We start from the raw sequence: 23,113 nt of genomic DNA on the forward strand, positions 1-23,113 counted from the left end.
GCGCCATGACCACCCTGTGGGCCGTCTCCGATCTCCATGCCGCTGTACGCGTTAACGGGGACCGCATCGATGAACTGGTTCCTCCAGATCCCCGTGACTGGCTCATCGTGGCGGGCGACGTGGCCGAGCGAATCGACTTGGTTCTCAGCACCCTCGCTCGCCTGAAGAACCGCTACGACACCGTTATCTGGGCTCCCGGTAACCATGAGCTATTTTCCCGAGGGCAAGACCTTTATAAGGGCCGGGATAAATATGACCGTCTCGTTGAAGGCTGCCGCGAGATCGGTGTCATTACCCCTGAGGATCCTTTTCCGGTGTTTGGCGGGGTCACCATTGTTCCGCTGTTTACTCTCTACGATTACAGCTTCCGCCCACCCGGAACTACGGTCGAGCACGCGCTGGCTAGCGCCAAGCAAAAACAGATTGTTATGACAGATGAGTTCGCCATCGCGCCTTTTGTGGATGTCCGCGCTTGGTGCTGGGACCGCTTGGCCTATTCCATCAAGCGGCTCTCCCGTGTGGAGGGAGAAACCGTTCTGGTTAACCATTGGCCTTTGGTCCAGGAACCAACGTTGTACATGCGCTGGCCCGAGGTGGCTTTGTGGTGCGGTACCCGCCACACGAGGGCCTGGCCACGGCGCTACAATGCCAAGGCTGTTATCTACGGCCACCTCCACATGCCGAACCGCACCAACATTGACGGTGTAGATCACATCGAGGTGTCGTTAGGGTATCCACGCGAATGGCAAGCGCATGGAGAGCTGCAGCCGTGGCCGTATCCAGTATTAGTGATAGATGAAAGGACGGGGAGGGCAGAACATGCTTGAACCTTTCCTGTTCCCGGAATCCGCTCGCTACTGCTACGTGCGTACCGATGACTCGTTCACGGACCTGCTCAACTACAACCACCTCTCCCCAGAGGAGCGCTCGGTGGTCTCCCAAGCTGTTGACATCCGCAAGGCTGAGTTTGGCGATGCCCGCTGGTGCGCTCACCGCGCCCTTGAAGAATTGAACTACACCCGCGCCGAGCCCATTCTCCGCGGGGAGCGTGGCATGCCGCTGTGGCCTGAAGGATTTACAGGTTCGATGACGCATACAGAGGGCTTGCGCGCTGCGGTAGCTGCACCTACGACCCACGTGCGCTCGATGGGCCTCGATGCCGAACCCGCTGAACCGCTGCCGGACCATGTTTTGACCATGATCGCCCGGGCAGGGGAGATGCCGCAGTTAACCCGGCTGCAGGAAGCTGGTGTTACGTGCCCCGACCGGTTGTTGTTCTGTGCCAAGGAGGCCACGTATAAAACATGGTTCCCCATGACGCGGCGCTGGCTCGACTTCGACCAAGCCGAAATCGATCTGCGCCTTGACGGCACGCTCATCTCCTATATCTTGGCGCGGCCCACTCCGGTGCCGTTTATCACTGGGCGTTGGATTATCCGGGAAGGCTACGTCATCGTGGCTACCTCCGTGCCCGCACTCAACTTCGATAAGTAGCGGGGGCGCTTAAAGCGTCGACGGACGCGCCACAAACACAGTGGCTAAGCGCTTGCCCTTTTCCTTTACCAGTGCGATAGAACGGCCTTCTGGATCGACGGCGGCATAGGTTTTCTTCAACCCACGCGGCTGCAGCCATTTTCCCATAGCAAGGGCCCGAGCTTCGTCCGCAGTAACATCGAGGACCGGGTAGCTGCGAGCCAGCGCTTCATCGAGAGACAAGGACAACACGGGGTTTTCTTCAAGGGTGGAGAGGGGGAGGGCGTCGTCAAGCGTAAAAGGCCCCACCTCAGTGCGGCGCAGTGCGGTGAGATGCCCGCCTACGCCGAGGGCCTCCCCGAGGTCGCGGGCGAGGGAACGAATGTAGGTTCCCGAGGAACACGACACAGACACGTCGAGGTCAACGAAGTCACCCTCGCGGCGCAGTTCCGTGACATCGAAGCGGCTTACTGTCACCGGGCGAGCGGGAATCTCCACATCCTCGCCGGCACGTACTCTCTCATGCGCGCGCTTGCCATCAATCTTGATGGCGGAGACAGCGGCGGGTCGCTGCATGATATCTCCAGTGAGATTGCTGATCTCTTGGGCAATGGTTTCCTCGCTCAGGTTTCCTGCTGATTCGCCCCAGGTGCGTTCTCCTTCCGCATCGTCGGTGTGGGTTGCCATACCCAGGCGAATCGTTGCGTCATAAGCCTTCGTTGAAGCGACCATGTGGGCAAGAAATTTGGTACCTCGCTCCAACCCCACTACCAGCACGCCTGTGGCCATGGGGTCGAGTGTGCCCGCATGACCGACTTTGCGTGTGTGGAAATAGCGGCGGAGTTTTCCAACCACATCGTGGGAGGTCATACCTGCGGGCTTATCGACGACCACGAGGCCGGAACGTGCGAGCGGATCAGTCATGCCCTGTAGTCTAAGCCACAGGCAGTTGTGGGATAGCATGGTGCTCGTGGATATTTGGTACGGAATCGATAACATCCCCGCGGACCTCGGGCCGACCACGGTGACCATCGGTGTCTTCGATGGCGTGCACCGCGGCCACCAGCAGCTCATTACTAGGGCCGTCGACCATGCGCGTGCCAATGACTACCGCGCAGTAATGGTGACTTTCGATCCGCACCCGGTGTCGGTTTTCCTCCCAGAACGTGCACCGCTGGCCGTGGTTACTTTTGAGCGCCGGATGCAGTTGGCTGAAGAGATGGGCATCGACGCTGTGCTCGTTATCGACTTCACTCAGGAATTGCGCGGCGTTGAGCCCCGTCAGTACGTGGAAGACTTGCTCGTTGGCGACCTGCATTCGAAGCATATTGTGGTGGGGGAGAACTTCACTTTTGGTGCCGGGGCTGCGGGTACGGCGAGTGCTTTGTCAGAGTTTGGCGCTGAGTTCGGATTCGATGTTGATATCGTGCCGCTGCTGAGTGACGACGGCGAGCGCATCTGCTCTACGAATATTCGTGCCGCACTTGATCGTGGCGATATTTCCCGCGCGAATTGGGCATTGGGGCGCCACTTCTCGGTGACCGGTCCCGTCGTCCGCGGCGCCGGGCGTGGTGGCAAGGAGCTGGGCTTTCCGACGGCCAACCAGTACTTCCCGGAGTCCGTTGCCATTCCCGCCGATGGTGTCTACGCGGGTTGGTTTGTCATTGAGCCCACCGATGCACCGGTTGAGGGCGATATGGAGCCAGGCGTGCCCTACCCGGCAGCTATTTCTGTGGGCACGAATCCCACGTTCGGGGATGAAGAGCGCTCGGTGGAGTCCTTCGTCCTCGACCGTGATGCTGACCTATACGGGCACGAGGCCACCGTCCACTTCGTGGACCATGTGCGCGACATGGAAAAGTTCAACTCTGTTGATGAGCTGCTCACCGCCATGAAGCGCGACGTCGCACGTGTGCGTGAGATTCTTGCCCAGGAGTCCTAAATGAAGATCATCCTCGACCTCGATACCGGCATCGATGACGCCTTGGCCTTGGCATATGCCCTGGCGCACCCCGACCTCGACCTCATCGGTATTACCGGAACCTATGGCAATGTGCCTGTAGAGCTTGGCGTGCGCAATGCACTTGCCCTCTTGGAGCTGCTCGGTGCTGACAACGTCCCCGTCTATACCGGGCCAACGAGGGAGGGATTCACCGTAGCGCCGATTTCCGCCTTTATCCACGGACGCAATGGCCTCGGTGAGATCCTGCTGCCCCCGCCGCGGGGTACCGCACAGGGCGACGCTGTGGATTTCCTCATCCAATCCGTCCGGGAACATGGGGAAGCGCTGGTGATTGTGCCCACGGGGCCGTCGACAAGCATTGCGGCCGCCATGCAGAAGGACCCGGACTTCGCACGCAACGCTCGCATCGTCATGATGGGCGGAGCGCTTACCGTGCCGGGCAATGTCACTCCCTTTGCGGAGGCCAACGTCTTCCAAGATCCGCAGGCCACAGATTATGTGTTCCGCCATGCACAGGACCTCACCATGGTGGGGCTCGACGTCACGCTGCGCACGCTTCTCACTACAGAACACACCGCGCAGTGGCGCACTACCCCGGCAGGGAGGATATATGCCGACATCGTGGACTACTACATCGGTGCCTATGCCACGACATCGCCGCACTTAGGTGGCTGTGGGCTCCACGACCCCCTTGCCGTAGCTGTCGCCGCTGATCCGTCGTTTGTTGAGTGCATCGATCTCAACCTTCGGTGCGAGGAGAATGGGCGCACTATCGGCGACCCTGAACGCCTATCTGCTCCTGCGACGACACGCGTCGCGGTCGGCGTGGATGCTCCGCGCTTCGTTGATGATTTGATGTCGAAGCTCACCAGCCTCTATACTTCTACTTCGGCTTGCTGACTGCGGTCCACAGTAGTCACTAGCAGCGCTTGATTGCGCATTATTTCATGTGGACTGAAATACAATAGGAGATTTTTCCATGGCTTTGACCACCGAGAAGAAGGCAGAAATCCTCAAGGAGTTCGGCCTGCACGAGACCGATACCGGTTCCACCGAGGCACAGGTTGCCCTGCTGACCTCCCGCATCAACAACCTGACCGAGCACCTCAAGGGCCACAAGCACGACCACCACTCCCGTCGTGGCCTGCTGCTCATGGTTGGTCGTCGTCGCGGCCTCCTGAAGTACCTGGAGTCCAACGACGTTGATCGTTACCGTGACCTGATTTCTCGTCTGGGTCTGCGTCGCTAAGCACGCACCAATTCAACCCCCGCACTCCCTGCGGGGGTTTTCTTATGCCATCTGGTAAAATCCTTGGACGTTGTCAGAAATACCGAATCGAAGAGGCGGCACCGAAGATCGCCAGGACACCTCCAAGGAGAGTCACAAACATGAGCGCTAGAAACGCCAAAAACACCAAGCACACTGCCAACAACACCGTCGAGTTCGCTATCGACGATGACTATGGCATCACCGAAGCCATCGCCACCCTGGATAATGGCGACTTTGGCACCCGCACCATTCGCTTCGAGACGGGCCAGCTCGCCCGTCAGGCCGGCGGTTCCGTGACCACCTATCTGGACGAGGACACCATGCTCCTGTCCACCACCACCGCGTCCAACCAGCCACGCGAAGGTTTCGACTTCTTCCCGCTGACCGTGGACGTCGAGGAGCGCATGTACGCAGCGGGCAAGATCCCAGGCTCCTTCTTCCGCAGGGAGGGCCGCCCCTCCACTGAGGCTATCCTGGCATGCCGCCTTATTGACCGCCCGTTGCGTCCGACCTTTGTGAAGGGCCTGCGCAACGAGGTTCAGGTTGTCGTCACGGTTCTCTCCATGGACCCGGAAGAGTACTACGACGTGGTTGCCATCAATGGTGCTTCTGCCTCTACCCAGCTCTCCGGCCTGCCGGTCTCCGGTCCTGTGGGAGGTGTGCGCATGGCACTCATTGCTGATGACAAGCACCCGAAGGGCCAGTGGGTAGCCTTCCCGAACAACGAGCAGCATGAGCGCGCCCTGTTTGAGATGGTCGTTGCCGGCCGCATTGTCAAGAAGGGCAACAAGGACGATGTCGCCATCATGATGGTGGAGGCAGGCGCCGGCGTGAACGTGGCCGAACGCATCAAGGAAGGCGCCCCGGCACCCCAGGAATCCACCGTGGCCGAGGGCTTGGAAGCTGCCAAGCCCTTCATTAAGACGCTGTGTGAGGCTCAGGCAGGTTTGGCTGAGCGCGCCGCGAAGGAGACCCAGGAGTTCCCGCTCTTCCCGGCCTACAGCGAGGATGTATACGAAGCAGTGGAGAAGGCAGCCTCCAAGAAGCTGCAGAAGCTGCTCACCATCCCGGGTAAGCAAGACCGTGATGATGCAACGAACGAGTACATGGAGCAGGTCGAAGCCGATCTCCTTGATGAGTTCGATGACCTTGAGGAGGCGGATGCCTCCAAGCAGATCCGTAACGCCTTCAACGCTGTGATGAAGGATATCGTCCGTAACAAGATCCTCACTGAAGGCTTCCGCATTGATGGTCGTGGTGTTACTGACCTGCGTGACCTCGGCGTGGAGGTGGATCTCATCCCGCGTGCCCACGGCTCCTCCCTATTTGAGCGTGGCGAGACTCAGATCCTAGGTGTCACCACCCTGGACATGCTCAAGATGGAGCAGCAGATTGACTCCCTGACCCCGGTGGAGTCCAAGCGCTACATGCACCACTACAACTTCCCGCCATACTCCACGGGTGAGACCGGCCGCGTGGGTTCCCCGAAGCGCCGCGAGATTGGTCATGGTGCGCTGGCTGAGCGTGCCTTGCTGCCGGTTATCCCGTCCCGTGAGGACTTCCCGTACGCTATCCGCCAGGTCTCCGAGGCTCTGGGCTCCAACGGTTCCACCTCCATGGGCTCGGTGTGTGCCTCCACCTTGTCCCTGTACAACGCAGGTGTTCCGCTCAAGGCTCCGGTGGCCGGTATCGCTATGGGCCTTGTCTCCGGTGAAGTCAAGGGTAAGGAAAAGTTCGTGGCGCTGACCGATATCCTCGGCGCCGAGGACGCTTTCGGCGACATGGACTTTAAGGTCGCAGGTACCTCCGAATTCATCACCGCTCTGCAGCTGGACACCAAGCTGGATGGCATTCCATCGCACGTGCTTGCCGACGCCCTCGAGCAAGCCCGCGATGCCCGCTCCGCCATCCTCGAAACCATGGCTGAGGTTATCGAAGGACCAGACGAGATGTCTGGCCTTGCCCCGCGTATCACCTCGGTGACCATCCCGGTCAACAAGATTGGTGAGCTCATCGGTCCGAAGGGTAAGACCATCAACACCATTACCGAGGAAACCGGCGCTGATGTCTCTATCGAGGAAGACGGCACCGTTTACGTCTCCGCTGCTACCGGCGAGGCTGCTGAGGCCGCCATCGAGCGCGTCAACAGCATTGCCAATCCGCAGCTACCCAAGGTCGGCGAGCGTTTCCTCGGCACCGTGGTGAAGACCGTGGCCTTCGGCGCCTTCGTATCCCTGACCCCGGGCCGCGACGGCTTGGTGCACATCTCGAAGCTGGGCGGCGATGAGCGTATCGAAAAGGTCGAAGACGTGGTCAACGTCGGCGACAAGATCCAGGTCGAAATCGCGGACATCGATAACCGCGGCAAGATTTCCCTGGTCCCGGTTGAGGAAGACTAATTCCCAAACCTAATAAGCCAGAGCCCCGCTCTCCAGCTCGTTCATGGGCTGCGATGGCGGGGCTCTTAGCTTGTTGGGTGCTGCTAGTCCTGGAAATCAAGTACAAGTCGTTTGGGGTCCTCGAGAAATGTCACCGAGTACGGCGTCCTCTTCTGCAGACCAATGATGAATTGCGATTGTGACTCAAATGAGCTGGTGTAGACGACCTCACTCACGACGCCGGAACCTGGAGTGACTCCTGGCTGAATATGCCGTTCCTCAAGCTCGGGCGTAGATGGCCAAGGAGTTCCCTCGATTCCGACGTCGAGAAAAGCACTTCCTTCTGCCTCAACCGGGTAACCGGAGACCTGTTGAGTTGGGCTATCTGTGTAGGTGGTAAACCAGCCCGGTTCGCCGCTTCCTTCGAGATCAATAACTACGCGGGTAAAGCCATTGTGAGCCCCCACACGCACCTTAGTTGGCGTGAGATCTCCAAGCCGTTCGGGCATGTGATGCTGATTATCCAGGGCTGCTGTACCCATGCCCGCAAACTGTGCTGAAGTCGTTGTCTGCGAGCTGCTTTGCGCTCCCGAGTCCTCTGGGGTCACTTTTTCACTGGCTGGAGCTTCAGCAACTCGCGGACTGGATTCAACCGAACTAAAGGCAGGTGAATTTGTGGTGTGCGAACCACCATCAGAGCATGCGGTGATGGTCAACGCACATCCGGCAATGATGACCCCGATGACGGTGGTCGGTGCAATAGAGCGAGCCATTTTTATCCCTTCAGCTGTGACAGCAGGATCTAGCTTCCTAGACCATCATAATGAGCAGCAGCACGTAGGCATCCCTGCTTAACATCCCGCCGGGCATTCTCCGGCCGGCTAGCCTCCCTAACTCTTAAAAGTTCCGCCCAAGAATCTGCGCCGACTTTTACCTTTAGGGAGGCTTTCTCTATCTCCCTCCGGCCCTCGGCTCCTGCGACCCTTCGTCGTTTGATTCGACGGCTGGGGTTTAGAAGGGGATGTCGTCGGTGGTGTCGCTGGTTTGGGCTTCGGTGTCTGTTTCTGCTGTTTTGGTTTCTTTTGTTTGGGTTTGTTGTTGGTGGTAGTCGTCGAGGGCTTGTTTGAGTCTTTGGGCTTGTTCTCTTATGCGTGTGCGGGTGGTGGTGATGTGTTGGCCTACTGTTTGGGCCCAGCGTTTTTGTTTAGGTGCTAGGGGTCCTTCTGGTTCGGTGATGCACCAGGTGCCGTTTTGAAATAGCCAGATGATATCCCCGCTATTTGGGTCCAGAAGGTAGTGAAGAGTGCCATCGGTTTTCATGTTGTGATGCTTCTGGCACAAACACGCCAAGTTACTGGGGTGAGTGGCACCACCGTCGGCATAGTTGTGCCGGTGGTCTAGTTGGGTGTGGTGGGCTGGTTCAGTGCATCCGTCGATGCGGCAGGTGCCGTCTCTTCCTTCGACTTCTTTGCGCATTCCCACACCTGGGCGATAGGAATCTGTTTCCTCACTAGGTTTTGTCAGGTCGCGTTGTTTATCGTGTGGCATGGGGGTGGCTTTCCACCCAAAGCCCTCAACATAGGTTGGGGCATTGTCAACATCGCAGGCTCTATAAGTATTGAGGATAACGGTTGCCGGTGGGGTGATTTCACCGCTGAGAAGTTTCTTTACGGCCTCGGTAAGGCTTAGGCCTTCGTGGGCGGCGGTTTTGCGGATGAAGGCATCGAGTTTGATGCCGGTATTCTCATCGACTCCAAGTTCAAGCCACGCAGTAGTGCCGTTGGAGTAGAACGTGTAGGTGTCTTTCGGGCGGGTGTCCCGGTAGGCGATGGTGTCATCGAGTGCTTTGCATAAGTCGCGGACTTTGCGTCTTATTTGGCTGCGGGTAGGAAAAGCCTGGTTGGGTGTGGTGGGGGTGAAATAGTCTGCCAGCATGCCATCAATGAGCGTAAGTGTGGCAGTAGTAGGCCCGGCAAGGGCTGACATGGGTTGGTCAATAGCGATAAGGGATTCGATATCAAGTACATAGTGCTCTTCTTGCACGGCCTTGACCTTCGGCAGGGTATCCAGGCGGTGGAGGGCTCTAAGGCCTGCTTTGATGTGTCCTTCGGTTAATGCCCAGGTGTTGACGAGGCTGAGTGCTGTGGTGTCGATATCGTCTTCAAGCTGTGGTTTACCACTAAGCCAGGCCTGGTAGGTGGCTTTCCTGGCAATGCTGCGCGCAACAGCGTGTGGGTTATCAGGGTTGGTAATACTAAAGAAGGCGTCCGGGCGGATGGTGGTGGTGCTCATTGGCGTATCCCCGAAAATGATCTAGTTAGAAGAAGTGTTCTAAACCCAATCCTAGTGGTGTCACCGCACCAGGTCTATAGCCTGCGGGGATAAACTTCACAAATCAAGAAGCATGGGGGTGTCAAGCAGTGCTTTAGGTTGTGTGTTCGACTCTTGCCGAGCTGGGGTATAGGTTTTACTCATACACAACAACGGGGGTAGGTGAATGGTGCAATCGAAGAAAGATGGCGCCACATGCCCCTTTCTGAGCGCTGCATATCTTCAGGGATAGACTGGGCACAGTTAACCGCACGAACACGGATGAAGGGATTGTGAATGACTATCAAGGTGGGTGTCCTCGGCGCTAAGGGCCGCGTGGGACAAGCAATCGTGGAGGGCGTCAACGCTGCAGAGGATCTGGAGCTTGTTGCTGAAATCGATCGCGATACTCCGCTTGAGAAGCTAGTCGAAGCTGGCGCGCAGGTAGCCGTTGACTTCACCCAGCCTGCTTCCGTTATGGGCAACCTTGAATTCTGTACTCAGCATGGCATTCACGCCGTCGTGGGGACCACGGGCTTCGACGCCGAGCGTCTGGCGCAAGTGGAGGAATGGACGAAGGAGGACGGCGCGGGCCACGTGTTGATCGCTCCCAACTTTGCTATTTCGGCTGTGCTGACCATGGTCTTCGCGGCGCAAGCTGCGAAATTCTTCGACAGCGCTGAGGTGGTTGAGTATCACCACCCGAACAAGCTCGATGCGCCGTCCGGCACCGCGGTTCATACCGCACAGGGCATCGCGAAGGCTCGCAAAGAGGCTGGATTGGATGCAATGCCGGACAAGACCGAGCAGTCCCTCGACGGAGCACGCGGCGCGGATGTTGACAGCGTCCATGTTCACGCAGTCCGCATGCAAGGAATGGTGGCGCATGAAGAAGTTATCTTCGGTACCCAGGGCCAGTCGCTGACGATCCGTCAAGATTCTTATGACCGTTCCTCTTTCACTCCAGGCGTGCTCATGGGTGTGCGGGAAATTGAGTCTCATCCAGGGCTGACCGTGGGCCTGGAAAAGTACTTGGAGCTGTAATGGCTAAGGTCACTGAGCTTGATGTCCAGCTCATCGCGGCCACTTCTTTCCACGCGCCGCAGGGAGTGGACTGGGAGGTGGACGGGGAGGCGTCGGAAAGCGAGGCTCTTGTCGAGTTCGCTGGGCGAGCTTGTTACGAGTCCTTCGATAAGCCGAACCCACGTACTGCGTCGAACCAGGCTTATCTGCATCACATCCTCGAGGTTGGGCATGATGCGCTGCTCGAGCACGCAACCGCGACGCTGTATATCCGTGGTTTGTCGCGTTCGGCAACGCACGAGCTAGTTCGCCACCGACATTTCTCTTTTTCGCAACTCTCGCAGCGCTTTGTTCATTCCGAAGAAGCTGAAGTGGTGCTGCCGAAACTCATCGCGGAGGATGAACAGCTCACACGCCTGACTCTGCAGGCGGCGGACGATGCACGTTTTGTCTATGAAGAGCTCCTCGACGCTCTTGAATCGAAGCTCGAGCAGGAACCGAATGCATTGCTGCGCAAGAAGCAGGCACGCCAGGCCGCCCGTGCAGTGCTACCCAACCTGGCGGAGTCTCGCATCGTCGTGACCGGCAACTACCGGGCGTGGCGTCACTTCATCGGCGCGCGGGCGACGGAACAGGCGGATACGGAGATGCGGCAGCTAGCGGTGACATGTCTGAAACTGTTGCGAGAGCAATCGCCAGTGCTTTTCGACGATTTCAATATCACCTCCCTGAGCGATGGCACTGAAATGGCGTCGAGCCCCTACGCTTAAGGAGAAATTTAAGACTCGCGCACCGCCCCGATTCAGCTAATAGGGCGCAAAGCGGGTAATCTTGACGCCTATGAGCACAGGTATGACAGCACAGACAGGCGTCGACACTTTCGGACGCGTGGGCGTAGCGATGGTCACCCCGTTTGACCAGGACGGTGCGCTAGACGTGTCTGCGGGACGTCGCCTAGCAGCTCATCTTGTTGATAACGGCGTCGACTCGCTCATCTTGTCGGGTACTACGGGCGAGTCGCCCACGACGTCGTTGGATGAAAAGCTGGAGCTGTTTGCGGCTGTGAAGGAAGAGGTAGGGGACCGAGCCACCCTCTGTGCTGGTGCGGGAACCAACAACACCGCTACCAGCGTCGAGGCGGCACGCGCCTTTGCTGATGCAGGTGCGGATAGCCTTTTGGTTGTTACCCCGTACTACTCCAAGCCCTCCCAGGCTGGTGTGTACGCGCACTTCACTGCCGTGGCTAACGCCGTGGATCTTCCGATTTGTCTGTACGACATTCCTGGCCGCTCGGGCATCCCGATTGAAACGGAGACGATTCTCCGTCTCGCGGACGTGCCGAACATTCAGGCCGTCAAGGACGCTAAGGGCGACCTTGTTGCGGCCGCACCGCTTATCCAGGAGACCGGTTTAGCGTGGTACTCCGGAGATGATGGCCTCAACCTGCCATGGCTTGCCCTTGGCGCATCGGGTGTCATTTCCGTGATTGGTCACCTTGCACCGCGCGCCCTGGCTGATCTCTACGTGGCCTTCGATGAGGGCGATATCGCACGTGCACGAGAGATTAACGCGAAAACTTTAACCCCGCTCATCCAGGCGCAAGGCCGTCTGGGCGGAGCAACTCTTGTTAAGGCTGCCCTGCGTCTGCAGGGTATTGAAGTAGGGGATCCTCGACTTCCGGTATCCGCGGCTGACGCGGAGGAGGTAGAGGCTCTCCGCCACGATTTGGAGAAGGCTGGAGTCCTTTAAGAATGACTGAATCCCGTAACCGCTCCCGCAAGGTAACCCGCAAGGCGGGCCCGCCTGCGGAGACTGAGACCGCCTCGAATGAGGCGGCTTCGCCGGTTTTCCAAGCGCCGAATGAATCGGCTGCGACTGGCACTAATTCGAACGAGTCTGACAACTCGAACAACTCAAATTCCGAGGACGGCAACCGCCGCTCCCGTTCCCGTGGTTCCCGCGGCGGCCGTGGCCGCGGCCGCGGTGGCAATGGTGGCGCTAACAATAACGGTAATAACGGCAACAACAATGGTGGTCGCAACAACGGCCGCAACCGCAATAACAACCGTGGCCGCCGCAACGTGCCTAAATCCATGCAGGGCGCGGACCTGACCAAGCGTTTGCCGGAACCTCCGAAGCAACAAAAGGATGCCCTGCGCATTTATGCTCTGGGTGGTATCTCTGAGATCGGTCGCAACATGACCGTCTTTGAGTATCAGGATGAACTTCTCATCATCGACTGTGGTGTGCTTTTCCCGTCCTCCGGTGAGCCGGGCGTGGATCTTATTCTGCCGGACTTTGGTCCGATTGAGAAGAAGATTCACAAGGTCAAGGCCCTCGTCGTAACCCACGCGCACGAGGATCACATTGGCGCTATCCCGTGGCTTTTGAAGCTGCGCCCGGATATCCCGATCGTGGCATCGCGCTTCACCATCGCGCTCATTGCTGCAAAGTGTAAGGAGCACCGCCAGAAGCCGAAGTTCGTTGAAGTCAACGAGAAGTCTGATGTGAACTACGGTCCGTTCCGCTGCCGCTTCTGGGCAGTGAACCACTCGGTCCCGGACGCACTTGGTGTCATGCTCGGCACCCCGGCTGGCAATATCATTCACACCGGTGATATCAAGCTGGACCAGACCCCGCTGGATAACCGCCCGACTGACCTCCCAGCACTGTCGCGTTACGGTGATGAGGGCGTGGACCTCATGCTGTGTGACTCCACCAACGCCAACATCCCGGGTGTTTCTGCCTCTGAAGGTGACATTCCGGCAACCTTTAAGCGTTTGGTTTCTGGAGCCAAGCAGCGCGTGATTATCGCGTCCTTCGCGTCGAACGTGTACCGCGTGCAGGCGGCTATCGACGCTGCCGTGGCTGCCGGCCGAAAGGTCGCATTCAACGGCCGTTCCATGATGCGCAACATGGAGATTGCGGAAAAGATGGGCTTCCTCAAGGTTCCGCGCGGCACCATCATCCCGATCGATGAGGCAGCCAAGATGGCTCCGCACAAGGTTCTGCTCATCACCACGGGTACCCAGGGCGAGCCGATGGCCGCTTTGTCCCGCATGGCTCGTCGCGAGCACCGTCAGATCACGGTCCGTGATGGTGACCTCATCATCTTCTCCTCCTCCCTCATCCCGGGTAACGAGGAAGCAGTATTCGGAGTCATCAACATGCTGTCCCAGATTGGTGCTGAAGTCATCACCAATAAGGAGGCCAAGGTTCACGCCTCCGGCCACGGCTACGGTGGTGAGCTGCTGTTCCTGTATAACGCAGCACGCCCGAAGAACGCCATGCCGGTTCACGGCGAATGGCGCCACCTGCGCGCGAACAAGGAGCTCGCAATCTCCACGGGTGTTGCCCGTGATCGCGTAGTCCTTGCTCAGAACGGTGTCGTGGTTGACTTGCGCAATGGCCGCGCCGAGGTCGTCGGCCAGATCCAGGTGGGCAACCTTTACGTCGATGGCGTGTCCATGGGTGACGTCGACGCGGACACCTTGGCAGACCGCACCAACTTGGGTGCAGGAGGCGTGGTGTCGATTACCTGTGTGATCGACAACCGCACCTCGCGTCTGCTCGAGCACCCAACGGTCTCCACTACTGGTTTCTCTGATGACGACCGCGGCATCGTGCCGGAGGTCGCAGAGATGGTGGAGGATACCATGAACGATCTCGCCGCAGAGGGTGAGAACGATACCTACCGAATGGTGCAGAAGATTCGCCGTAAGGTAGCCAAGCTCATGTCTTCGAAGTACAAGCGTGAGCCGGTTATCCTGCCGACGATCGTTCCGACCAACTCGGATATCCTGTTGCCGGACGACGACGAGGTGCTCGCCTCCCGCGAGTCGCTCTAAAACAGCGACGATTGCGCCCCAGCGTTCCTGCCAACGGTAGGTATGCTGGGGCGCATGTCGTTTTCATCTGCTGAGCGCGCCAAGATGGTGGCGCTGTTTCATGAGCTAGGCCCCGACGCACCCACGCTGTGTGAAGGATGGACTACCCGTGACCTCGCCGCACATTTGTGGGTACGCGAAAACCGTCTTGATGCCTCCGCTGGGCTCTTCGTGCCGGCTCTTTCTTCGCGCCTTGAGAAGGCGACGGAGGAAGCGCTCAAACGCGATTATGACGAGCTGGTGGATGACTGGGGGAGTGGGGCAAGCAAACTTAACCCTTTCCGCTACGCCGACAAGCTAGTTAATTCGGCTGAGCACTTTGTGCATCACGAGGACATTCGCCGCGCGAATGGACGTACCGAAGCGCGTGAATTTTCCCATGCTGCGCAGAAAGAACTTCTTCTTACTTTGAAGACGATGGGGGCAGGATTGCTATCACAGTCGAGTCTTCCCGTGGTACTAGAGCCGAGTGGGTTCCCGCCCATCGTGGCAGCGGATAAACATGGTGTCGCGGAACAGGGTGACGCCATCGTTCGCGTGCGTGGCACTGTGTCCGAAATCTTGTTGTGGGCGTTCGGGCGCGATGCTGCTCACGTCGAGATTGTGGGGGATAAGAGCGCCATCACCAGGTCAAGTCTCTAGACTGAACCCGCTGGAAATTTCGCCACACGCGTGTGGCTTATGTTGTTAATGGTGCATTTGCTACTAGAGTGTCAGACATGTCTGTCAAAAACGCTCCGTCTCGCGCTTCCGGTCGAGGTCGCGCCGCTGATCGCTCGCGGCCGTCCGGCCGAAGCAGTTACTCGCTGACGTCTGCAACTCGCGCTGCTGAGACCTCCGAAGAGAGGACCGGCAGCGCCTTTCGTGCCGTAGGGCGAGGCTTAGGAACCGTTTTTGGCGCAACCGCCCGCGGAATGGGTGGCATGGCGAGAGGCGTCGGCCATGGCTTGGCTGGTTTGAAACCGGCTGATTACAGTGACCGAGACGAGAATGTCTACGGCGGTGACTATGATGCCTATGACGCTTATGAAGCAGAAGCGTACGAGGATTACGACGAGTTGAGGGAGCCAGGGGCAATTTCTGGGCGCGCGAAAAACAAGAAGGCTACGAACACCACACATGAAGCAGCGGCTAAGGCAGCGTCGAAGAAGAGCAAAGTGACCCGCGCGCGCGACGTTGATGGGGACGCAGCTACCACTGTCATGGATCGCCCGACGTCAACGGAGAAGAGCATTCGCATCTCAAACCCAGATGCTGTGGCTCTAGTGCTCATTGGCATCGCCATCATTCTGGCCTGTGCCACGTGGTTCCAGGTCGCGGGCATCATCGGTGAATACCTGACCGATGCCGTGCGCTACGTCATTGGCGCGGGTGCGTATGTCCTGCCTGTTGGCCTCCTGGCGGTCGCTATCGCGCTCATGATGGATTTTTCAGGCCCTGCCGGACATTTTAAGCCGCGTGTCGTGGGCGGAACGTCGCTCATCATCGTGTGCATGCTCAGTCTGATTCATATTTTTGCTGGTCTTCCAGACCTAACGTGGAAGAATAATGCGGCCGGCGAAGCAGGTGGTGCCATCGGCTTCGGGATCGGTGAGCTGCTCGTTGCGGCTTTCTCCAGCTACGTGGCCGTGCCTCTGTTGTTCCTGCTCATCGTTTATGGAGCTCTCAATGTCACGGGCATTACCCTGCGTGAAGCCTATGACTTCGTGGCAGCGCAGTTCTCCGCAGTGGTCCATGGTGTGCGTAACCGCAAGCGGGGCAGGGACGAGGAGCTGCTTGACGACGTCCCCGAGGACGACTACGGCTACGTCACCGATGACATCGATGCGATTGCCGAGGGGCGCGAGCGCCCCGAACGCCAGTCTTATACTCCGCGACCTCGACCGCGTCCGCGCCCCGCACAGGCTTATCCAATAGCGGAGCCGGACGAGAATGCCACGGTGTCCTTCGATTCCGCGGCGTCCGCAAAGCCGGTGCAGAACGAGCCGGTTCAGCAAGAGCCAATCCAACACGGTCGTCCGTCCTTCGACTCTGAGCGCACGGCTCAGATTGATGACACTGATGAGTTCCCTGCTGTTCCGGAGCCAGGACCTCAACCGGCTCCGGCACCGAAGCCTGCTCCCAAGAAGCGTCCGCGCGTGGATGTCGGCGGGGCAGCCGGTGCGGCACTCGGTGCGGCGGCAGCGGGGACGTCGGCAAGCGCGGCCCAAAAGGCTGCCGCTAGCGGTGATGTCGTCTCCGACGCGCATTCAGAAGCCGTGCGCCTCTTCCAGCAGCGTTCTGGACGCGATGCAATGACCGGCGCCAAGGTAGATGAAGAGCCGCCGGCACAGCAGGAAACCCCGGCAGAACCCAGCGGTGCTGAAGACACAGCGCTTGGCGGAGGCTACGACGTCCCGACGACGGACTTGCTCACTGCCGGAAAACCAGCCAAGGCTCGTACCGAAGCCAACGACCGCATTATCGAGGCCATCACTGAGGTCTTCGAGGAGTTCAAGGTCAACGCCCAGGTCACTGGCTTTAGCCGTGGACCGACAGTCACGCGCTACGAGATTGAGCTGGGCCCAGGCGTCAAGGTTTCCAAGATCACGAACCTGCAGTCCAACTTGGCTTATGCCGTGGCGACGGATAACCTGCGCCTGCTGACGCCGATTCCGGGCAAGTCCGCTGTGGGGATCGAGGTGCCGAACGCTGACCGCGAGATGGTGCGCCTGCGCGATGTGCTCGATTCCCCAGCGCTGCGGGCTGACCACGACCCCATGCTTATTGGTTTGGGCAAGGACATCGAAGGCGAGTACACGTCCTTCTCCGTGAAGAAGATGCCGCACTTGCTTGTCGCCGGTGCTACTGGTTCCGGTAAATCGGCATTCGTGAATTCCATGCTCGTCTCGTTGCTCACGCGCGCGACGCCGGAAGATGTGCGCCTCATCCTCGTTGACCCGAAGATGGTGGAGCTCACGCCGTACGAGGGTATTCCGCACCTCATCACTCCGATCATTACGCAGCCGAAGAAGGCTGCGGCCGCTCTACAGTGGCTGGTGGAAGAAATGGAGCAGCGCTACATGGATATGCAGGCAGCTCGCGTGCGCAAGATCGAGGACTTCAACCGCAAGGTTCGCAGCGGAGAGTACCAGGCGCCGGCCGGCTCGCAACGTGAAATGCGCCCCTACCCGTACATCGTCTGCGTTGTAGACGAGTTGGCTGACCTCATGATGACGGCTCCGAAGGAGATTGAGGATTCCATCGTCCGCATCACTCAGAAGGCACGTGCGGCGGGTATCCACCTGGTGCTGGCAACGCAGCGTCCGTCCGTGGACGTGGTGACGGGCCTTATCAAGACCAACGTGCCCTCCCGTCTGGCGTTCGCAACCTCCTCGCTTACGGACTCCCGCGTCATCCTGGACCAGGGTGGAGCAGAGAAGCTCATTGGTATGGGCGATGGCCTCTTCATCCCGCAGGGCGGACGCCCGGTGCGTATGCAGGGTGCCTTCGTTTCCGACGAAGAGGTGCAGGCAGTTGTCGACGCCGCCAAGGCCCAGGGCACCCCGAACTACACCGAGGGCGTGACGGACGACAAGACCTCCGAGGCAAAGAAGGAGATTGACGAGGAGATTGGCAAGGATATGGACGACCTCCTCGAGGCCGTCGACCTTGTGGTCACCTCCCAGCTGGGTTCGACGTCGATGCTGCAGCGCAAGTTGCGTATCGGCTTTGCCAAGGCTGGTCGCCTCATGGACCTCATGGAATCCCGTGGTGTTGTGGGGCCGTCGGAAGGCTCGAAGGCTCGAGAGGTTCTGGTAAAGCCGGAAGAGCTCGACACCATCATCTGGATGATCAAGGGCGCTGATCCTGCCGAGGCTCCGAAGGAGATTCAGGACGCCGAGGCTGACGGTGAGAGTACCGAAGCGTCTAGCGACGACGACACGCGCACCGTTCAGATCAACGCCAACCCCTCTGCAGGCGCGTTCTAGATTACGTGTAGGATAGGACAAGTCTTGGAGGGGAGTACCCCACTCTTCGGCGCTGATCGTCAACACGGCAACTGCGAGACAGTTCCCGGTCGCGTCGGCTGGTAATGCCCTGTATGGAGGCTGCTAGCGGGGGAGACCTCCGGTCTTTGTAGCCACGCCGACCGGAGGGATAGGGCACTATGCACGTACCATTGTGGGTCTGGGCCATCACCATCGCTGTGATCCTGGGCTTCTTTATCTTCGATTTCTACAGTCATGTTCGTTCACCACATGAGCCGACCATTAAGGAATCCGGCGGCTGGACCCTGTTTTACATGGCGATGGCCGTCGTCTTTGGCGGCGTCGTGTGGGTGTTGTGGGATAGCGAACATGCAGCGCAGTTCTATACCGGTTGGGTAACGGAACAGGCGCTGAGTGTCGACAACCTGTTTGTCTTCTCTCTTATCATGGGATCCTTCAAAATCCCGCGCAGGTATCAGCAGAAGGTGCTGCTCATTGGCATCGTGCTGGCGCTGATCTTCCGACTCGCCTTCATTTTGATGGGTGCGGCTATCATCGCTGCCTGGTCTGATGTTTTCTACATCTTCGCAATCTTCCTCATCTACACAGCGGTGAAGCTGCTCATTGATGAGATAAATGGCACGCCTGAGACCGATCCCAATGACATGCTGGTGGTTAAGTGGCTGCGCAAGGTGGTACACGTAACCCCGCGCTACCACGGCGACAAGCTCACTCACCGCGAAGAGTCCGGTGAAAAGAAGGGCAAGTTTGCCTTGACACCACTCTTTGTGGCCTTGGCGGCCATCGGGCTTATCGACGTCATGTTTGCCTTCGACTCCATCCCCGCCATCTATGGCATTACGTCGGAGCCCTTCTTGGTATTCACCACCAATGCGTTTGCCCTGATGGGTCTGCGCCAGATGTTCTTCCTCATTGATGGCTTGCTGGACCGCCTTGTTTACCTGCCTTATGGCCTGGGTATTATCCTGCTCTTCATCGGCGTCAAGCTGCTGTTCCACGCCCTGCACGAAAACAACCTGCCGTTTATCAATGGTGGCGAAAACGTCAGCGCGGTTCCGGAAATTACGACTCTTACCTCACTTTTGGTCATCGTCGGAGTTCTCGGCATCACGGTGTTGCTTTCGGTGTGGAAAGACAAGCGCGATCAAGCCCAAGGTGGTGTGGTAATTTCCCACAACCACTATGACTGGGATGACTTTGGCAACAAGATTGTTCGCAACCATGAAGGCGAGCTCGTTGGCAAGGCGGACGAGCTTCCTAAGTCTGAGCTGCCCTAATGAGGCGTGTCAGCCAAGACCGACGCTCCAGGTAAGACCGACTCGACGTGGGACCTAGAAGGAATTAATGACTGGGTTCCACTCGCGGAAGGCTCGGCCGGTGACCGCGCCTTCCGTGTAGAAGGGATCCTGGTCCATGAGCTCGATGACCTGAGCTACCTCGATGGACTCATCTTCAAATTGGAGCACGATGAGTGCGCCACCCTTGGAATCAGTAAACGGGCCGGAACCGCAAATCTGGCCCTTCTCATGCAACGCGCCAATGAACTCGCGGTGCTGTGGGCGGGTCTGGGCGATGATCGGGTTTTGGGGGTTGTACTCATAGGACACTGCGAAATACTTCATGTAGTCCATGCTAGTGCGCAGCGGGTGCGTGAGAGGGACGTTCAGCATATGGGTAGGGAGGGTGCTGCCTTGGTTGTGCCGTTGTGGCACTGAGGGTGGGGTGCTCACGGTAGGATGATGGGCGTGAAGAATTCCCAGGATGCGCAAAACCAATCTCATGCCACGGATGTTAACCCCGAGGTATCCAATTGGAACCTGCCTAACATCCTGACGAGTGTGCGTATCCTTTTCATCCCGCTCTTCGTGTGGCTCGTGCTTGGCGGGCATGACTGGTGGGCCTTCGGCTGTTTCGTGCTTCTTATGATCACGGACAAGCTGGACGGTGATATTGCGCGGTCGCGGGGTCTTGTCACCAACTTTGGAAAGATCGCTGATCCCATTGCGGATAAGGCGCTCATGACCGCGGCCTTTGTGTGCCTCAACATCATTGGCGTGTTGCCGGTGTGGGTGACCGTTCTGATTCTCGTTCGTGAGTTTGGCATTACGATCTGGCGCTTTGTCCTGCTGCGTCAAGGTAAGGTCGTGCCGGCTTCCCAAGGCGGAAAGCTCAAGACGGCACTGCAGACATTGGCGGTGGCACTCTACCTGTGCCCGCTGCCCAGCTGGATGGACGTTCCCAGCTTTATCGTCATGATTGCCGCTGTCATCGTCACCGTTGTCACGGGTATTCAGTACCTCATCGACGGCTACAAAGAAAACAAGGCGGGGCAAGCCAATGGGCGTTGAGGGCGACCTTGTCGCAGTACTTCGCGAACGCGGGGAGACAGTGGCGTTCTGTGAGTCCCTCACTGCCGGTCTCGCAGCGGCGAGTGTAGCTAGCGTGCCTGGGGCGTCTGCAGTTTTGCGCGGCGGGTTGGTCACGTATGCCACTGAGGTGAAGGCGCACTTCCTTCACACGTCGGTAGACTGCCTCGAAGAACAGGGAGTTGTCTCCGCAGACACGGCCGTGGAGATGGCACACGCAGCGTGTATGGAAACCGGCGCTGACTGGGGCATCGGGCTTACCGGCGTGGCTGGGCCAGACCTGCAGGAGGGAAAACCTGCGGGGACGGTGTATGTGGGGCTGTACCGGAGGGACGTCGTTAAGCGCGGCGTTCTCATCGAACTCGATGAGGGGGAAAGAAACGCCATTCGTTCGGCCGCCGTGGAGTCGGCCTTGAGCCTGCTTCTATCAACTATTCAAGAAAAGTAGGCGATTTTGGGAACAAGATGAGGCGCTCGGCCGTTATACCGAGTGATGAACACTTCAGTTGCACTTCTTGAAAAACCCACTCCGGCAGTAGCCCGGACCGCAGAGCGAGCTCCAGAGCCGCTTCTTCGTGAGGCGCTGGGGTTGACGCTGCGAGCCTTCCGTGCAGATAAAGGCGTGACCTTGCGTGAACTCGCAGGTGTGGCACGTGTGTCCCCGGGGTACCTTTCGGAGTTGGAGCGCGGACGCAAAGAGGTTTCCTCTGAGCTTCTGGCATCGGTGTGCCATGCGCTTGATGTCAGCGTGTCTGATGTCCTTATTGAGGCAGCCGGATACATGGCATTGCCGTCGATGGATGAAGAGCTAGCCTCCACTGCGCCGGCTGCATCGGAACTTTAAGCCCTATCCCACATCTGGATTTAATCGGCGACGCATTTCCATTGGCTTCGCTACTATTGGACGGGTAGAACATCCACTCGGTGAGTGGCGTAAATAATCAACGTGAACATTCCTAACTGCTGAGAAAGGCATCTTCTGTCATGGCGAACCCATTCGTAAAGGCGTGGAAGTACTTGATGGCTCTCTTCGATTCCAAGATTGAGGAGAACGCGGATCCGAAGGTACAGATCGAGCAGGCCATCGAAGAAGCGCAGCGTCAGCACCAAGAGCTGTCCCAGCAGGCAGCTGCGGTCATTGGTAACCAGCGTCAGCTGGAGATGCAGCTCAACCGTCGCTTGAGCGAAATTGAGAAGCTGCAGCAGAATACCCGCAATGCCCTGAACCTCGCGGACAAGGCCCGCGCTGAGGGCGATGTACAGAAGGCTACGGAGTACGAGAATGCCGCTGAGGCTTTCGCCGCCCAGCTCGTGACTGCAGAACAGTCCGTGGAAGACACGAAGAAGCTGCACGATCAGGCACTGCAGCAGGCAGATCAGGCTAAGAAGGCAGTCGAGCGCAATGGCATGGCCTTGCGTGAGAAGGTTAATGAGCGCTCGAAGCTGCTGTCCCAGCTGGAGCAGGCCAAGATGCAGGAGAAGGTATCCGAGTCTCTGAACTCGATGAACGAGCTCACTGCTAACGGCAATTCTCCGTCCCTCGATGCCGTGCGCGACAAGATTGAGCGCCGTTACTCCAAGGCGCTGGGCCAGGCAGAGCTGGCTGAGAACTCCGTATCTAACCGCATGCAGGAAATTGAGCAGGCAGGCGTGCAACTGGCTGGCCACTCGCGCCTCGAGCAGATTCGCGCAGAGATGAATAGCACTAAGGCTGTGGAGGGCAACTCTCAGCAGGCTATTGGTGCGGGTGAGAACAACGCCCAGCCGAGCGCGGCCGATGATGCTGTCCAGGCCCGCCTGCGTGAGCTGCGTGGCGAGTAAGAGCTGAGATTTTCTAGTCGCCGACGCCGCGTGCGTGAAGGGCCTCGCCCATAGCGCGGGCGCGGCGAATAGAACGAATGATAACCGGGGTACCGAATGCGGTCAGTGAGGCCGTGGCACCCCGGGCTTTTCGTGCGTCAAGCACTTCGAGGACAGTGCCAAGCATGAGTGGCAGGAGGCGGATGGTGAGAGACATCGCCAGCGTGATGTTCTCTACGGGCACACCCAGTTTGCCAAGAGGTGCGAGAGCGCGGTCGAAGGAATCCATCATCTCCGAAACCTTCGTGGTGAGGGTTAGCAGCACGGCCGCAGTGACGGCCGCATAGACCGTAAGAAACATGATCGCAGCCGAGGTGAGATCTTTTTGCCACCACTGAAACGCCGCGAGCGCAACCAACAAATAGAGCGGGGGAGCGAGCTGACCTACTGCCACCCGGAGGGGGATGTGAGCGACAGGGAAGAGCACAAGAGGAATAGCAAGGCTTAAGGCTGCCCACACAACCGTCTTCACCGCTAACGAGGTGACGAGGATGAAAACGATAAGGGTAAGGAACTTCACCGCAGCAGGGATGCGGTGAATAATCGTGTCTGCGTCGACATAAAAACCGAGTGGGATGTTCTTGGGCATGA

22 protein-coding genes are annotated in these 23,113 nt (G+C 58.5%); 17 read left to right on the top strand and 5 right to left on the bottom strand.

Going from position 1 to position 23,113, the window contains the following annotated elements; genetic code table 11:
- The first annotated feature begins 5 nt into the window (after positions 1 to 5).
- Positions 6 to 827, top strand: a complete 822-nt coding sequence (locus I6J72_RS03275) for a metallophosphoesterase (RefSeq protein ID WP_204099906.1) — start codon at positions 6 to 8, stop codon at positions 825 to 827.
- Entirely contained in the window at positions 820 to 1,494 is a 675-nt protein-coding gene (locus I6J72_RS03280; protein ID WP_070672203.1) for a 4'-phosphopantetheinyl transferase, read from the top strand. The genes I6J72_RS03275 and I6J72_RS03280 overlap by 8 nt, the downstream gene beginning before the upstream one ends.
- 9 nt (positions 1,495 to 1,503) lie before the next feature.
- On the opposite strand, the gene truB is transcribed toward I6J72_RS03280, so the two are convergent.
- Positions 1,504 to 2,397 carry a tRNA pseudouridine(55) synthase TruB gene (truB, locus tag I6J72_RS03285; protein WP_204099907.1) on the bottom strand — a complete coding sequence of 298 codons (894 nt, stop codon included), beginning with the start codon at positions 2,395 to 2,397 and terminating at the stop codon, positions 1,504 to 1,506.
- 37 nt (positions 2,398 to 2,434) lie between these two features.
- Here truB and I6J72_RS03290 point away from each other — a divergent pair, with 37 nt between their 5' ends.
- The 4 genes from I6J72_RS03290 to I6J72_RS03305 all read left to right on the top strand — a co-directional run bounded on the left by I6J72_RS03290 (position 2,435) and on the right by I6J72_RS03305 (position 7,105).
- A complete protein-coding gene (locus I6J72_RS03290; RefSeq protein ID WP_204099908.1) occupies positions 2,435 to 3,415 on the top strand; it encodes a bifunctional riboflavin kinase/FAD synthetase in 981 nt (326 codons plus the stop codon).
- Entirely contained in the window at positions 3,416 to 4,336 is a 921-nt protein-coding gene (locus I6J72_RS03295) for a nucleoside hydrolase (protein ID WP_204099909.1), read from the top strand.
- Positions 4,337 to 4,415: 79 nt separating this feature from the next.
- On the top strand, positions 4,416 to 4,685 hold the full coding sequence (rpsO, locus tag I6J72_RS03300; protein ID WP_039675855.1) for a 30S ribosomal protein S15: 270 nt from the start codon (positions 4,416 to 4,418) through the stop codon (positions 4,683 to 4,685).
- A 140-nt stretch (positions 4,686 to 4,825) separates the two neighbouring features.
- Positions 4,826 to 7,105 carry a polyribonucleotide nucleotidyltransferase gene (locus I6J72_RS03305; RefSeq protein WP_204099910.1) on the top strand — a complete coding sequence of 760 codons (2,280 nt, stop codon included), beginning with the start codon at positions 4,826 to 4,828 and terminating at the stop codon, positions 7,103 to 7,105.
- A gap of 83 nt (positions 7,106 to 7,188) precedes the next feature.
- Here I6J72_RS03305 and I6J72_RS03310 read toward each other — a convergent pair whose 3' ends face one another.
- Both I6J72_RS03310 and I6J72_RS03315 read right to left on the bottom strand, forming a co-directional pair.
- On the bottom strand, positions 7,189 to 7,857 hold the full coding sequence (locus I6J72_RS03310; protein WP_204099911.1) for a hypothetical protein: 669 nt from the start codon (positions 7,855 to 7,857) through the stop codon (positions 7,189 to 7,191).
- Between the two features lie 238 nt (positions 7,858 to 8,095).
- On the bottom strand, positions 8,096 to 9,376 hold the full coding sequence (locus tag I6J72_RS03315) for an HNH endonuclease signature motif containing protein (RefSeq protein ID WP_204099912.1): 1,281 nt from the start codon (positions 9,374 to 9,376) through the stop codon (positions 8,096 to 8,098).
- A 315-nt stretch (positions 9,377 to 9,691) separates the two neighbouring features.
- Between I6J72_RS03315 and dapB the strand changes: the two genes are divergently transcribed.
- From dapB to I6J72_RS03350, 7 genes are all read left to right on the top strand, one after another.
- Positions 9,692 to 10,438 (top strand): 4-hydroxy-tetrahydrodipicolinate reductase, encoded by a 747-nt coding sequence (dapB, locus tag I6J72_RS03320; protein ID WP_204099913.1) that lies wholly within the window; start codon positions 9,692 to 9,694, stop codon positions 10,436 to 10,438.
- A complete protein-coding gene (thyX, locus tag I6J72_RS03325; RefSeq protein ID WP_204099914.1) occupies positions 10,438 to 11,187 on the top strand; it encodes an FAD-dependent thymidylate synthase in 750 nt (249 codons plus the stop codon). The genes dapB and thyX overlap by 1 nt, the downstream gene beginning before the upstream one ends.
- Before the next feature lie 70 nt (positions 11,188 to 11,257).
- A complete protein-coding gene (gene dapA / locus I6J72_RS03330; protein ID WP_204099915.1) occupies positions 11,258 to 12,166 on the top strand; it encodes a 4-hydroxy-tetrahydrodipicolinate synthase in 909 nt (302 codons plus the stop codon).
- A gap of 2 nt (positions 12,167 to 12,168) precedes the next feature.
- The gene (locus tag I6J72_RS03335) at positions 12,169 to 14,265 is read left to right on the top strand and encodes a ribonuclease J (RefSeq protein ID WP_204099916.1); all 2,097 of its coding nucleotides are present in this window, start codon (positions 12,169 to 12,171) and stop codon (positions 14,263 to 14,265) included.
- A 42-nt stretch (positions 14,266 to 14,307) separates the two neighbouring features.
- Positions 14,308 to 14,946, top strand: coding sequence for a TIGR03085 family metal-binding protein (locus I6J72_RS03340; RefSeq protein WP_204099917.1), 639 nt, complete (start codon positions 14,308 to 14,310; stop codon positions 14,944 to 14,946).
- A 77-nt stretch (positions 14,947 to 15,023) separates the two neighbouring features.
- Positions 15,024 to 18,275 (top strand): DNA translocase FtsK, encoded by a 3,252-nt coding sequence (locus I6J72_RS03345; protein WP_204099918.1) that lies wholly within the window; start codon positions 15,024 to 15,026, stop codon positions 18,273 to 18,275.
- Between the two features lie 179 nt (positions 18,276 to 18,454).
- Positions 18,455 to 19,573, top strand: a complete 1,119-nt coding sequence (locus I6J72_RS03350) for a TerC family protein (RefSeq protein WP_115022584.1) — start codon at positions 18,455 to 18,457, stop codon at positions 19,571 to 19,573.
- Positions 19,574 to 19,627: 54 nt separating this feature from the next.
- Here I6J72_RS03350 and I6J72_RS03355 read toward each other — a convergent pair whose 3' ends face one another.
- A complete protein-coding gene (locus I6J72_RS03355) occupies positions 19,628 to 19,918 on the bottom strand; it encodes a YciI family protein (RefSeq protein ID WP_204099919.1) in 291 nt (96 codons plus the stop codon).
- A gap of 117 nt (positions 19,919 to 20,035) precedes the next feature.
- Here I6J72_RS03355 and pgsA point away from each other — a divergent pair, with 117 nt between their 5' ends.
- The 4 genes from pgsA (at position 20,036) to I6J72_RS03375 (ending at position 22,483) form a co-directional block, all read left to right on the top strand.
- Positions 20,036 to 20,644 carry a CDP-diacylglycerol--glycerol-3-phosphate 3-phosphatidyltransferase gene (pgsA, locus tag I6J72_RS03360; RefSeq protein ID WP_204100413.1) on the top strand — a complete coding sequence of 203 codons (609 nt, stop codon included), beginning with the start codon at positions 20,036 to 20,038 and terminating at the stop codon, positions 20,642 to 20,644.
- Entirely contained in the window at positions 20,634 to 21,110 is a 477-nt protein-coding gene (locus I6J72_RS03365; protein WP_204099920.1) for a CinA family protein, read from the top strand. Before pgsA ends, I6J72_RS03365 begins: the two co-directional genes overlap by 11 nt.
- Before the next feature lie 45 nt (positions 21,111 to 21,155).
- Complete coding sequence (locus I6J72_RS03370) at positions 21,156 to 21,506, top strand: helix-turn-helix domain-containing protein (RefSeq protein WP_039675834.1); 351 nt, start codon at positions 21,156 to 21,158, stop codon at positions 21,504 to 21,506.
- A 140-nt stretch (positions 21,507 to 21,646) separates the two neighbouring features.
- Positions 21,647 to 22,483: a PspA/IM30 family protein gene (locus I6J72_RS03375; protein WP_039675832.1), complete on the top strand. Its 837-nt coding sequence runs from the start codon at positions 21,647 to 21,649 to the stop codon at positions 22,481 to 22,483.
- Positions 22,484 to 22,496: 13 nt separating this feature from the next.
- On the opposite strand, the gene I6J72_RS03380 is transcribed toward I6J72_RS03375, so the two are convergent.
- The gene (locus tag I6J72_RS03380) at positions 22,497 to 23,111 is read right to left on the bottom strand and encodes an energy-coupling factor transporter transmembrane protein EcfT (RefSeq protein ID WP_204099921.1); all 615 of its coding nucleotides are present in this window, start codon (positions 23,109 to 23,111) and stop codon (positions 22,497 to 22,499) included.
- Positions 23,112 to 23,113: the final 2 nt, after the last annotated feature.

Source organism: Corynebacterium sp. FDAARGOS 1242 (assembly GCF_016889985.1).
In the GTDB taxonomy this organism is placed as follows: Bacteria; Actinomycetota; Actinomycetes; order Mycobacteriales; family Mycobacteriaceae; genus Corynebacterium; species Corynebacterium minutissimum_B.